The organism is Lentibacillus daqui (assembly GCF_027186265.1).
Classification (GTDB): domain Bacteria; phylum Bacillota; class Bacilli; order Bacillales; family Amphibacillaceae; genus Lentibacillus_C; species Lentibacillus_C daqui.
Genome location: NZ_CP114176.1, coordinates 2,118,663 through 2,132,011, shown reverse-complemented (window position 1 = coordinate 2,132,011; position 13,349 = coordinate 2,118,663). Strand labels below are relative to the sequence as shown.

The following is a 13,349-nucleotide window of genomic DNA, read 5'->3' as shown; positions in this document are numbered from 1 at the left end:
ATATGTTATTTACTACCGAATGGCTTTGCGGATTATTTTCCGATTTTAAGGGGGAAGTAACCAAAAAAATTGCCATTGAACATGTTACAACAGATAGTCGCCAGCAAATGAAAAAATCCTTGTTTGTTCCCCTGACCGGTGACAAGTTTGATGGACACGATTATGTTAAACAAGCATTAGACAATGGGGCCGTAGCGGTTTTCTGGCGCAAGGACCGGCCGCTGCCTGATTTTTTGCCAGCTGATTTTCCAGTTTTTTTCGTTGAAGATACGTTGGTCGCATTACAGCAATTGGCGGCTGCATACCGGGAAAAAATCGATCCGACTGTTATCGCGATTACTGGATCCAATGGTAAAACAACTACTAAGGATCTGGTTGCAGCTGTGATGAAATCTACTTATCGCACCCATTACACAAAGGGAAACCTGAATAACCATATTGGCGTGCCATTGACGATTCTTTCCATGCCATCTGAAACACAAATGCTTATACTTGAAATGGGTATGAATCATTTTGGGGAAATAGAACAACTTTCCAATCTGGCCAAACCGGATTATGCGGTTATTACCAATATTGGTGAATCACATATCGAATATCTTGGGTCACGGGAAGGAATTGCCAAAGCAAAAATGGAAATTACTCATGGATTAAAGCCAAATGGTGAGCTTATTATTGATGGCGACGAGCCATTGCTTGCATCTAAGCATCATCATGATCATGTGACCACATGTGGATTTAAGGATAACAATATGATGATCATTAAAAATGTGGCAGTGTCCCATGATGAAACAACATTCACCTTATCTGACGGGAATGAATACGCCATTTCCCTGCTTGGTGAACATCATGCTAAAAATGCAACATATGCGATCATGTTGGGGAAACACGCCGGAATTCCAGTACCAGTAATAAAACAGGCATTGCAAACACTGGAATTAACAGCTATGCGTTTTGAAATGTTAACAGGGAAAAATGGTGTATCGGTTATCAATGATGCCTACAACGCGTCACCAACATCGATGAAAGCGGCAATTGAAGTTGTCAGGCAAATGAGCGGTTTTAGGGAGAAGGTACTGGTGCTTGGCGATATATTTGAACTGGGCGGTTTTGCCAAAACATTACATCAGTCCGTTGCAGATGTGATCGACGACTCGATTACCGCGGTTTTAACATTTGGTGATCATGCACAGGAAATTACCAAACAGGTAAGCGAGCAACATAACCAAGTAATCTGCCATCATTTTACCGAACGTGGGGCATTATTGGAGGTACTTAGTCCGTATCTGAAAAAAGATACGCTTATTCTGTTTAAAGCCTCACGCGGGATGCAGTTTGAATCGTTTGTAAATGCAATAATCCACCAATAAACACAGGTGATTTTGCGAGAGGAGAAAAAGCAGTGAATATTTTTATATTACTTATTACAATTGCAATAGCATTTCTAATAACCTTCCTTTTATCTCCTATCTTCATTCCCTTTTTAAGAAGGTTGAAGTTTGGGCAAAGTATTCGTGAAGAAGGACCACAATCACACCAGAAAAAAACGGGGACACCAACCATGGGAGGAATCATGATTGTTATAAGTACGATCGTGACATCCTTGATTATGGCAGGCAAGATGCATAGCCCGATCAGTTATCAGCTTTGGCTGTTGATCTTTGTTATGTTAGGATATGGTTTATTAGGATTTTTGGATGATTTTATTAAAGTTGTCAAGAAGCGTAATTTGGGATTGACCTCAAAGCAGAAGATGCTTGGTCAAATTGTCATTGCACTTGTTTTTTATTTTATTTTACAGGCAAATGATTTTCCGACATATATTCAAATTCCAGGTACAACCATCCAATTTGAGCTTGGATGGGGGTATGCAATCCTTATTATTGTTATGCTGGTCGGATCGTCTAATGCTGTCAACTTGACCGATGGTTTGGACGGACTGCTGTCAGGAACAGCAGCTATTGCCTTTGGTGCATTTGGGGTTATTGCCTGGTATGATTTTTCCCAGCACGAGGTTATTATCTTTTCATTGGCGGTAGTTGGAGCACTGCTTGGTTTTCTGCTGGTCAATGCCCACCCTGCCAAAGTATTTATGGGTGATACAGGCTCATTGGCGCTGGGTGGAGCGATTGCTGCTATAGCCATTTTAACAAAGCTGGAAATCATTCTAGTGATCATTGGCGGTGTATTTGTCATCGAAACATTGTCAGTCATTATCCAGGTGATTTCGTTTAAAACAACAGGAAAAAGGGTATTCAAAATGAGTCCATTACACCATCACTACGAACTTCTGGGCTGGTCGGAATGGCGCGTTGTGACAACCTTTTGGCTAATTGGACTTATCTTTGGTGCGCTTGGCATCTATATTAAGGTGGGCTTAACTTGAATAAATTAACAGACTTTCCCTATTCGTGTGTTCTTGTTCTGGGACTGGCGAAAAGTGGAACTGCAGCAGCAAAATTATTACTGGAAAACCACATCTCTGTACGGGTAAACGATAAGGAAGCACCGGCAAATGATGCAAATGTACAGATGTTACAGGAACTCGGTGCGGAAGTGATTACTGGTTCACATCCGCTGACTGTGTTGGATGGGATGGAGATGGTAGTCAAAAATCCTGGCATTCCATATAACAACCCAATTGTCCAGGAGGCACAAAAGCGACATATTCCGGTTATTACTGAGATTGAACTTGCCGGAAACATGGTGGAAGGATCGATTATCGGGATTACTGGTTCAAACGGGAAGACGACAACAACGATGCTTACAGCCCAAATGCTCAAAGCAAGCAAGGAGCCGGTACAACTCGCCGGCAATATCGGGACAGTAGCGACCGATGTTGCCAGCACATTGAAACCGGAGGAAAAAATGGTCCTGGAATTATCATCGTTTCAATTAATGGGTATCAGGAATTTTAAGCCAAAGATTGCCGTTCTATTAAATATTTTCGCTGCCCACCTTGATTATCATGGGACATTTGCGAACTATAAAGCGGCAAAATGCAATATTTTTAAAAACCAGACAGCCGCCGATTATCTTATTTATAATGCGGAACAAGAGACGGTTGTGGATGCTGTCGGGGGCGCAAAATCAACCAAGATTCCATTTTCAGTGAATAGGGAATTAAGAAATGGTGCTTGGGCAGATGATTCAAGTGTTTATTTTAAAAATGAGAAGATCATTGATAAACAGGAGATTGTGCTCGTTGGTGAACATAATCTGGAGAATATATTGGCAGCAGTGGCAGCCGCTAAATTAAGTGGAGCAAACAATGAGGCAATTCGTCAAGTTTTAATGACTTTTACCGGTGTCAGACATCGCCTGCAGTATGTTGAGACGATTAACAGCCGGATATTTTACAATGATTCCAAGGCAACAAATGTTTTGGCAACCCAAAAAGCTTTGTCTTCCTTTGATAAGCCAACGATCTTATTGGCGGGAGGACTTGATCGGGGTAATGGGTTTGCTGATTTACTCCCTTATCTTGCCAATGTGAAATTAATGGTATTGTTTGGTGAGACAAAAGAAAAATTAAAAAAACTTGCTGATCAGGCGGGAATTGATGCTGTTCTTGTAGAGGATGTCGCAATGGCAGCAAAGACTGCATACGCCAAGTCGGATGCAGGTGATGTGATTTTGCTATCGCCAGCCTGTGCCAGTTGGGATCAATACCAAACGTTTGAAGAAAGGGGTGACATGTTTGTGCAAGCCGTGCATACACTAGTATAGGGGCTTGTTTCAAACGATTGTCACTTGGAAAACGAAAGGACGAGCTATCCGGCTTGTCATACATACCATGTGAACCTGAGATAATGCCCCAATTCCGGAAACTGGATATGGGGTGTTTTATTTGTTACGGAAATTATTTAAACAGCAAAATGCACCGGATTATACGTTGCTTGGGGTAATTTTTGCATTATTAATTGTCGGTATTGTGATGGTATACAGCTCCTCATATATTTGGGCAGATTATAAATATGGGGACAGTTTCTTTTATTTGAAGCGGCAAATATTGTTTACCGGAGTTGGCGTTGTTGCCATGTTTTTTATCATGGCCATTCCATATGGGACGTGGCAACGGTATGCAAAGCCAATATTGTTCGGGTGTTTTGGATTACTTTTGCTTGTGTTAATTCCCGGTGTCGGAATGGTACGCGGTGGTGCCCAAAGCTGGATTGGTGTCGGGGCCTTCAGTGTGCAACCATCAGAGTTTATGAAACTAGGGTTGATTATTTTTCTATCCGTCTACTTAACAACCAATCAAAAATATATTACTTCATTTAAAAAAGGCTTTTTCCCATCGTTATTGCTGGTGTTTACTGCATTTGGCCTGATTATGCTGCAACCCGATCTGGGCACAGGAATCGTGCTTGTATTAACTTGTATGATTTTGATTTTTACTGCCGGAGCCAAAATCTCGCATTTCGTGGGGTTAGGTTTTTTGGGGATTGTTGGCTTTGTATTGTTAATTATTTCGGCACCGTATCGAATCAGCCGGATTACAGCTTTTTTAAACCCATGGGAAGACCCGCTTGGTGACGGGTTTCAGATCATCCAGTCTTTATATGCCATTGGACCGGGGGGATTAATGGGTTTGGGGCTGGGCAATAGTATTCAAAAGTATTTTTATTTGCCTGAACCGCAAACCGACTTTATCTTCGCCATTTTGGGTGAGGAGCTGGGCTTTATTGGTGGTGCTTTGTTGATTGTCTTGTTTGGTTTGTTGTTTTGGCGCGGGATTAAAGTTGCTTTGGCAGCGCCTGATCCATTTGGACGGTTTTTGGCCTTGGGTATCGTGTCCATGTTAGTGATCCAAGTGATGATTAACATTAGTGTCGTTATCGGGTTGATTCCTGTAACTGGTATTACACTGCCATTTTTAAGTTATGGCGGATCATCGTTAACCTTAACCCTTTGTTCGGTAGGGATCTTGTTAAATATAAGCAGGTATTCCTCTATTTAGGAAAAGTCTAAAGGTGCTGTAGCTCACAAACAAGCAGCAGGGCACAAATTTTTATCACGCATTAACGGGCTGTAATACCCCCACCTCTATAAGTGAGAGTAACTAAAAACTTAGAAGGTGGGGGATAAACAGCCCGTAAATTCCTGATTCTGTTCAACTAACATTTAGTGGGGGAGGAAAGGAAACCCCACTAAATGAAGTTTCACTTTATACCTTTTCTCTTAAAAATGCTTCCCAAACGGAGGCATTTTTTTGTAAATTATAGAAACACTACATGTTAACCGGTAATTTATGATATAATTTTTGTACATCGAAAACGGCATAGACGCATGCCGTTAATTTTGTACAAAGGAAGAATCGAATGGGTAAAAAGAACATTGTTTCGATTGAAGATAGAATCCCAAAATTGAAACAAGCTCGAAAAAAGAAGGCGAATAGAAGATTTATATTCTATTTTTCTATTTTTTTCTTGCTCATTTTGCTGATTGTCTATATACAATCACCGCTTAGCCGCGTAAAAACGGTGGATATTACAGGAAACGGCTTTGTATCAGATGAGCAGATTCTCAAGAAAAGCAACATAACCAGAAAGACGAATATTTGGACAATTAATGAAAGTAAAGTTAAAAAAGCACTAACAGAAAATCCAGCCGTCAAATCAGTCGAATTAAAAAAGCAGCTGCCAAGAAAAGTCGCTATTCATGTAACAGAGTATGATCGGGTTGGTTATGTCAAACAAGATGACGCTTACTATCCAATTCTGAACAATGGACAAGTCTTAAAGTCATCCAAACAGAAAACCATAAACGGGGATGCCCCATTGTTAATGGATTTTTCAAATGAGTCTATTTTACATAAAATGACGGATCAGTTACATTCACTACCGAAAAGTATTTTGAATCAGATATCGGAAATTCACTGGCGGCCAACAAACGATAATAAATATAAAATTTTATTGTATATGAATGATGGTTATCTGGTGGATGGGACGATCCGGGAGTTTGCTGAAAAGATGAAGGTTTATCCTTCCATCGTTTCCCAGCTTGAGCCGGACAGCAAGGGGATTATTCATATTGGCGTAGGGGCTTATTTTGAATCCTTTGATAAGAAGGAGAAAGAGAAGGAAAATCAAGATGAACAGGATGAAATGGAAGGAGAAGAATAAGAAAATGTTTACTATTGAAAGTCCATTGTTATTGTAATCCATCCAAATGCTAAAAGCGTGTGTTTAAAAGGAGGATAAAAAGGACCGAGAAGTTCTAGGCGGCGCAGTTTCGAGCAGCGGAATGTATGCAGTTAGATACATGAGCAGCGGAGAAACAAGCCAACGAAGAAATTCGAAGCGTCATTTTTTACCGGACTTTTTGAACATCCTTTAAAAAGTTGTATTTGGTGTGATAAATTTAGCAAGAGACCCGTTTCGAAAGCCATATACAGCGTATGGTTTCCGAAGTATTTAATATAGGCTTTTGATCCGTTACATCATTACCCGTCTAATTTCCCAGATTTGTACTGAAAAAGTAGGTGAAATTAAAAGGGATATACGGCTTTTTTGTAGAATTACTTTTATATCTGTTATTTTAGTACATTCTCAAGGAATAATCCTTTATAATGATAGAATAGATCATATTACAGGTGTTAACATCTGATTGTCTATTTATCAGATGCTGAATCAGGAGGTGCCTTTCATTGGACAACAGTGAAATACTAGTAAGTTTGGACGTAGGTACATCAAAAATTAAGGTGATAATTGGAGAAGTTTTAAATGATTCATTAAATATTATTGGTGTAGGATCTGCGAAATCAAATGGCATGAAAAAAGGAGCCATTGTCGATATTGATCAGACCGTTCATTCGATCCGTAATGCAGTAGAGCAGGCGGAACGAATGGTTGGCATGCAGATTGACAGTGTTGTAGTCGGGATTAACGGCAACCACGTTGAATTGCAGCCCTGTCATGGGGTCGTGGCTGTTCAAAGTGCAAACAGGGAAATCGGTGATGAGGATATTACCCGGGTGATTGACGGGGCACAGGTTGTCTCGATTCCTCCAGAACGTGAAATTATCGATGTTATTCCGAAGCAGTTTATTGTTGATGGTTTGGATGAAATAACTGATCCGCGCGGGATGATTGGTGTTCGTCTGGAAATGGAAGGAACAATTATTACCTGTTCCAAAACAGTTTTACATAATATTTTAAAGTGTGTGGAACGGTCGGGATTACAGGTATCCGATATTTGCCTGCAACCATTGGCTGCGGGGTCGATTGCATTATCCAGGGATGAGAAGAACCTCGGTGTTGCACTAATTGATGTTGGAGGGGGATGTACAACCGTATCGGTTTTTCAGCATGATCATTTGGTGTCAACAAGCGTTATTCCACTTGGTGGTGATAATATCACAAAGGATTTGTCCATGGGTCTTAGAACATCAACCGAAGAAGCGGAGGATGTCAAGCTGAATTATGGACATGCTTTTTTCGACGATGCACATGAGGATGAAACATTCAGTGTATCCACCATTGGCAGTAACCAGTCGCAAACCTTCAATCAATTGCAGATTGCTGATATGATTGAAGCTAGACTCGAAGAAATTTATGCGTATGTCGAACGGGAAATCAGACGGATGGGATGTCATGATTTACCAGGAGGATATGTTCTGACAGGTGGTACCATGAAAATGCCTGGGGTACTTGAGCTTGCCCAGGATTTATTTCGGGCAAATGTCAGGATGTCCCTGCCGGATTACATTGGCGTCAGGGAACCACAGTTTACTGCTGGGGTAGGAATCTTGCAATTTGCTTATCGTAATGCGAAAATACAAGGAAAAGATCTTTTTCCTTCTGTTGTCAATTCGTATGAGGAAAAACCGCGACCCAAGAAAACAGCAAAACCAGCAGAAAAAACAGAAAAGAAAAAGAAGAAAGAATCCGGAATTTCGAATTTGTTTAAGTACTTTTTTGATTAAATTCTTGTACTCTAGTAATTTTGCTTATTTTAGGAGGAACGTATATGTTGGAGTTTGACACAAATATGGATAAATTGGCAACCATAAAAGTAATCGGTGTTGGCGGTGGCGGAAATAATGCCGTTAACCGCATGATTGAGCATGGTGTAGAAGGTGTTGAATTTATTGCTGTCAACACGGATTCCCAAGCACTGGATCTATCGAAAGCAGAAGTGAAACTGCAAATTGGCGAAAAGCTGACCCGTGGTTTGGGAGCAGGTGCCAATCCCGAAGTCGGTAAAAAAGCTGCGGAAGAAAGTAAAGAGCAAATAGAAGAGGTACTACAAGGTGCCGATATGATCTTTGTCACAGCTGGAATGGGTGGAGGAACCGGTACTGGTGCTGCACCTACCATCGCACAAATTGCCAAAGATCTGGGTGCGCTCACCGTTGGCGTTGTAACACGGCCATTTACATTTGAAGGCAGAAGAAGGGCGACCCAGGCTATCTCCGGAATTGACACATTAAAAAGCTGTGTCGATACACTAATTGTTATTCCAAATGATCGCTTGCTGGAGATTGTTGATAAAAACACCCCGATGTTGGAAGCATTCCGTGAAGCAGATAACGTATTGCGTCAAGGGGTACAAGGCATATCCGATTTGATTGCCAAGCCTGGACTTATTAATGTCGACTTTGCCGATGTCAAAACCATTATGTTTGACAAAGGTTCTGCACTAATGGGAATTGGTATTGCAACCGGTGAAAATCGGGCAACAGAAGCAGCCAAAAAAGCCATTTCCTCACCTTTATTGGAAACATCAATCGATGGGGCGCATGGCATTTTAATGAATATCACGGGTGGAGCAAATCTCAGCCTTTATGAAGTACAGGAATCGGCTGACCTTGTCACATCGGCAGCAGATAAGGAAGTAAATGTGATCTTTGGCTCGGTGATTAATGAAAGCCTGAAAGACGAAATCATTGTCACGGTTATTGCTACTGGATTTGATGAGAACCAAAATGCTGATCATAAGCCGAAAAGCCGGTCAATGCCGAGCAATAAACAACATGCGGCTACAACATTCAATGACGATATACCGTATCGGGAAACAAGAAACACCCGAAATTACACAGAAAATCAACAGCCGCCCAAGCAACAACAACCAGAAGAGGATACACTGGATATTCCAGCCTTCTTACGGAACCGGAATAGAAGACGATAATAGTAAAAGCAAGCGGATTAAAAATCATTCCGCTTGCTTTTTATTTTAGTTTTTTTGTTCAAGAACCGATAATTGTGTTTCTGACATCCCCATTACATTCCTATCCATATTTAGCCGACAAACTCCCTGATAACTCGTTGAAATTAGCGCAACTTTGCGGACAAGAAGTGACAGACTTTGCCTTACACATCCGCTATACTACCTTTAACGCATTTGTTTCAGACTTTGATGGAGGCTGGAAGATCGTTCTCATGCGCAGAAAGGAAGAGCGGTGTGACTGTTTATCTTGATGCTGTCTGGTTATTGAACTTTCTATTAGACATGATGCTGCTAATGCTCACACAGATTTTAGCCAAAGATAGCTCGGGAAAAATCAGAATCATGTTTGGTGCATTTGTGGCATCAATCATTGTGCCTATCTCATTGTATTACCCGGACTCTTTTTTTACTACCGTTTTAGGGAAAATCTGTTATTCTTTGGTGATTATTTTATGCTCTTTCCGTTTTTATTCGATTCGTCGCTTTTTAAAAATGCTGCTATTATTCTACTTTACTACATTTTCAATTGGAGGTGGTCTGATAGCTGTACATTTTTTGCTGCAAAATCCAATTGGGTTCTCGGCCAATGGGGTGCTTACTTTCAATAAAGGCTATGGTGATCCCACTAGCTGGATTTTTATAGTTATTGGATTTCCGATTATTTGGTGGTTTACGAAAAACCGTATGGACAAGCACGCTACCGAAAAAATCCGCTACGACCAGCTATATTCTGTTACTATCGAGCTTAATCAAGTGAGTCATTCGACAACGGGGTATATTGACAGCGGGAACCAATTGGTTGATCCACTGACAAAAAAACCGGTAATTATCTGTGATAAGCAATTTTTAATGAACTGGTTTTCCGAAGATGAATGGGAACTGCTAAAAAGTGCCCAAGAAGAGCTGGATTTTGATTGTATACCGGATCAATGGCAGAACCGAATTCAATTGGTCCCATTCCAGGGTGTCGACGGAAAAAGGCTATTCATGTTAACCATTAAGCCTGATAATATTACAGTTTATTATGATAAAGGGAAAATTATCACAAGCAAAGCATTAATAGGCATTCAATTTGCCTCGTTAACGGATGATGACAGTTATCATTGTTTACTCCATCCACAAATCATCAAATTGGCTGCAGTACATCCGGCTTAAAAACAAAGGCGTAAAGCACCTGGTCAGTAGTATTTGGAGGTGATGGTGGTTGACTGGCACTTTGACCTGGAGCCGGACATGGCCATTCCAGTTAGAGGATTTCTATAGCCATAAATTTCATAAAGACATCAAAAAGGGGAGATTGTTTTGCGTAAATGGAAATTGAGGATGCGTTTGTGGTGGTACAATACGCTCATGAAATTGGGAATAAAATCAGACGAAATTTATTATATTGGGGGGAGTGAAGCTTTACCGCCGCCATTATCCAAAACGGAAGAACAGGAATTACTCCAGCGCTTGCCAAAAGGAGATAAAGCAGCCCGTGCCATGTTAATTGAGCGAAATTTGCGGCTGGTTGTGTACATAGCCCGTAAATTTGAAAATACAGGTATTAATATTGAGGATTTGATTAGTATTGGCACCATTGGACTGATTAAAGCAGTCAATACATTTAATCCGGAAAAGAAAATAAAGCTGGCAACCTATGCCTCGCGTTGTATTGAAAACGAAATTTTGATGTATTTACGCAGAAATAATAAATTGAAATCAGAAATTTCATTTGATGAGCCGTTAAACATTGATTGGGATGGAAATGAATTATTGTTATCCGATGTATTGGGAACGGATGATGATATTATTACCAGAAACCTGGAATCTAATGTAGATAAACATTTATTAAAAAATGCCCTTTCCCAATTAAATGATCGGGAAAAACAGATTATGGAGCTTCGTTTTGGGCTTGTTGGCGAAGAAGAAAAAACGCAAAAAGATGTTGCAGATATGCTCGGTATATCTCAATCATATATTTCCAGGTTGGAGAAGAAAATAATCAGACGCCTAAAAAAAGAATTTAATAAAATGGTTTAGCCCTTATTTTTAGTAGGGAAGCACCGATTTTCATCCGATTGTAACCCGAATCAGACTGCATAAAAAACTTTCCCCGCGGAGATACTGTCCATGAACAGCATCTCCAACGGGAGGGTAGGACCATCATGGCCAGACATAAAGTAGAGATATGTGGTGTTGATACATCAAAATTACCTGTATTAAAGAACGAGGAAATGAAGAAATTATTCATCAAAATGCAAGAAGGAGACATTTCTGCCAGAGAAGAATTGGTCAATGGAAATTTACGGTTGGTCTTAAGTGTGATTCAGCGATTTAATAATCGTGGTGAGTACGTGGATGACTTATTTCAAGTGGGCTGTATTGGACTCATGAAATCAATTGATAATTTTGATTTAGGACATAATGTTAAGTTTTCTACGTATGCAGTACCAATGATTATCGGTGAAATCAGACGATATTTAAGGGACAATAATCCCATTCGCGTATCAAGATCATTGCGTGATATCGCATATAAAGCCTTGCAAGTAAGAGAAAAACTAATAAATAAGACCTCTAAAGAACCAACACCAATGGAAATTGCCGAGGAAATGGGAGTTCCCCATTCCGATATCGTTTTTGCCATGGATGCGATTCAGGATCCAGTATCATTATTTGAGCCGATTTACAATGATGGCGGCGATCCGATTTTTGTCATGGATCAGATTAGTGATGACAAGGATAAAGATGATACATGGGTGGACAAATTAAGCTTGAAAGAGGGTATGGTTCAATTAAATGCACGAGAGAAAATGATTTTGAACAAACGATTTTTTCAAGGGAAGACACAAATGGAAGTTGCAGATGAAATTGGGATTTCCCAGGCACAAGTCTCGCGCCTGGAAAAAGCCGCAATTGATCAAATGAATAAAGAGATGTTTGAATAGTAGTGGTAAAAGTTACCCGTAAATAAGCCGTATCACAAATGTGATACGGCTTATTTTTGTACATGAAAGTTACATATCCCTGCATATAGATGTAGTAAGGTGGGTGAGGAATATGGTAACATTATCGCAGTTACAGTTAAAGGAAATTATTAGTATTAGTGACGGGGCGAAGTTGGGTCATTTCACGGATTTGGAGATCGATGGCGCGACTGGTAAAATTACCGCATTAATTGTGCCTATAAAAGAAAAGCAGAGTGGATTTTTTGGAAAAGCAGATGAGTTGATTATTTATTGGAGCCAAATAGCAACAATCGGAGCGGATGTAATTCTGGTGAAGAATGTAGAGTCACCATCCTTATATCCGGATCGGGATGACATGGAAAAGCGCTAAAACTATGGTAGAATAGAATAGGTATAAACTGGAGGGGATTTTTATGGCAGAACCGTTTAATCAGCATACAGATTCTATTCTACTTATCGATACATGGAAACAAATCAATCCGAAGCTGTGCGCTGGATTCACCACAAGAAACGGTGGTGTCAGCAAGCAGCCTTTTTCGTCATTTAATCATGGATTACATGTGCAAGACGATAAACAGGATGTGCTAAACAATCGAAAACGACTGGCACAAATGCTTGGTTTTCCGCTTCAGGATTGGGTAGGAGCAGAGCAGGTTCACGCAACCGAAATCATTACTGTCACAGACGATGACAAAGGAAAAGGTTCCGTTTCCCTTGAGGATTCTTTGGCTGGGGTTGATGGTATAATTACAAATAAACCTGGTATATTGTGTACCGCCTTCTTCGCTGATTGTGTGCCATTATTTTTCTTTGATCAAACAACAGGTTACATTGGGATTGCTCATGCTGGTTGGAAGGGCACCGTTAATCGAATGGCGGAAAAAATGGTTAAACAACTGCAACATACTGGCAGCGATGTACGTCATCTAAATGTCATCATTGGACCTTGTATATCACAAGCAAATTATGAGGTCGATCAACGTGTGATTCAGTCGATACCAACACAATTGCAGAAGCATACGGTTAAAAAACTTGCTAATCATCGCTATTTGCTGGATCTAAAACAATTAAACAAAGAAATCCTTTTACAATGTGGGGTTTTCCGTCATAATATAGGTATAACAAATTATTGCACTTTTCGTGATGAGTCATTATTTTTTTCACACCGGCGAGATCATGGTAAGACAGGCAGAATGTTAGGGTTTATTGGCTATATTCCTTAACCGGTGT

12 protein-coding genes are annotated in these 13,349 nt (G+C 40.3%); all 12 read left to right on the top strand.

The features are described 5' to 3' along the window. The first annotated feature begins 2 nt into the window (after positions 1 to 2). The gene (locus O2S85_RS10825; protein ID WP_269409355.1) at positions 3 to 1,367 is read left to right on the top strand and encodes a UDP-N-acetylmuramoyl-tripeptide--D-alanyl-D-alanine ligase; all 1,365 of its coding nucleotides are present in this window, start codon (positions 3 to 5) and stop codon (positions 1,365 to 1,367) included. Positions 1,368 to 1,399: 32 nt separating this feature from the next. Next, positions 1,400 to 2,383 (top strand): phospho-N-acetylmuramoyl-pentapeptide-transferase, encoded by a 984-nt coding sequence (gene mraY / locus O2S85_RS10820; RefSeq protein ID WP_269409354.1) that lies wholly within the window; start codon positions 1,400 to 1,402, stop codon positions 2,381 to 2,383. Then, positions 2,380 to 3,726 (top strand): UDP-N-acetylmuramoyl-L-alanine--D-glutamate ligase, encoded by a 1,347-nt coding sequence (gene murD / locus O2S85_RS10815; protein ID WP_269409353.1) that lies wholly within the window; start codon positions 2,380 to 2,382, stop codon positions 3,724 to 3,726. The genes mraY and murD overlap by 4 nt, the downstream gene beginning before the upstream one ends. Positions 3,727 to 3,847: 121 nt before the next feature. Then, complete coding sequence (gene spoVE, locus O2S85_RS10810) at positions 3,848 to 4,960, top strand: stage V sporulation protein E (RefSeq protein ID WP_269409352.1); 1,113 nt, start codon at positions 3,848 to 3,850, stop codon at positions 4,958 to 4,960. 361 nt (positions 4,961 to 5,321) lie between these two features. Next, positions 5,322 to 6,125: a cell division protein FtsQ/DivIB gene (locus tag O2S85_RS10805; RefSeq protein WP_269409351.1), complete on the top strand. Its 804-nt coding sequence runs from the start codon at positions 5,322 to 5,324 to the stop codon at positions 6,123 to 6,125. A gap of 524 nt (positions 6,126 to 6,649) precedes the next feature. Next, positions 6,650 to 7,927 (top strand): cell division protein FtsA, encoded by a 1,278-nt coding sequence (ftsA, locus tag O2S85_RS10800; protein WP_269409350.1) that lies wholly within the window; start codon positions 6,650 to 6,652, stop codon positions 7,925 to 7,927. 44 nt (positions 7,928 to 7,971) lie between these two features. After that, a complete protein-coding gene (gene ftsZ / locus O2S85_RS10795; RefSeq protein WP_269409349.1) occupies positions 7,972 to 9,132 on the top strand; it encodes a cell division protein FtsZ in 1,161 nt (386 codons plus the stop codon). 273 nt (positions 9,133 to 9,405) lie between these two features. Continuing rightward, positions 9,406 to 10,326, top strand: a complete 921-nt coding sequence (spoIIGA, locus tag O2S85_RS10790; RefSeq protein ID WP_269409348.1) for a sigma-E processing peptidase SpoIIGA — start codon at positions 9,406 to 9,408, stop codon at positions 10,324 to 10,326. A gap of 147 nt (positions 10,327 to 10,473) precedes the next feature. After that, entirely contained in the window at positions 10,474 to 11,193 is a 720-nt protein-coding gene (sigE, locus tag O2S85_RS10785) for an RNA polymerase sporulation sigma factor SigE (RefSeq protein WP_269409347.1), read from the top strand. A 125-nt stretch (positions 11,194 to 11,318) separates the two neighbouring features. After that, complete coding sequence (gene sigG / locus O2S85_RS10780) at positions 11,319 to 12,098, top strand: RNA polymerase sporulation sigma factor SigG (protein WP_269409346.1); 780 nt, start codon at positions 11,319 to 11,321, stop codon at positions 12,096 to 12,098. Positions 12,099 to 12,210: 112 nt separating this feature from the next. Continuing rightward, positions 12,211 to 12,489, top strand: a complete 279-nt coding sequence (locus O2S85_RS10775; protein ID WP_269409345.1) for a YlmC/YmxH family sporulation protein — start codon at positions 12,211 to 12,213, stop codon at positions 12,487 to 12,489. A gap of 43 nt (positions 12,490 to 12,532) precedes the next feature. Further along, positions 12,533 to 13,342 carry a peptidoglycan editing factor PgeF gene (pgeF, locus tag O2S85_RS10770; protein ID WP_269409344.1) on the top strand — a complete coding sequence of 270 codons (810 nt, stop codon included), beginning with the start codon at positions 12,533 to 12,535 and terminating at the stop codon, positions 13,340 to 13,342. The last annotated feature ends 7 nt before the right edge of the window (positions 13,343 to 13,349 follow it).

Bases quoted from the DNA above. Each gene is read 5' to 3' on its own strand.
- O2S85_RS10825 (WP_269409355.1), top strand. From the start codon at position 3: ATGTTATTTACTACCGAATGGCTTTGCGGATTATTTTCCGATTTTAAG.
- O2S85_RS10805 (WP_269409351.1), top strand. From the start codon at position 5,322: ATGGGTAAAAAGAACATTGTTTCGATTGAAGATAGAATCCCAAAATTG.
- ftsZ (WP_269409349.1), top strand. From the start codon at position 7,972: ATGTTGGAGTTTGACACAAATATGGATAAATTGGCAACCATAAAAGTA.
- sigG (WP_269409346.1), top strand. From the start codon at position 11,319: ATGGCCAGACATAAAGTAGAGATATGTGGTGTTGATACATCAAAATTA.
- O2S85_RS10775 (WP_269409345.1), top strand. From the start codon at position 12,211: ATGGTAACATTATCGCAGTTACAGTTAAAGGAAATTATTAGTATTAGT.
- pgeF (WP_269409344.1), top strand. From the start codon at position 12,533: ATGGCAGAACCGTTTAATCAGCATACAGATTCTATTCTACTTATCGAT.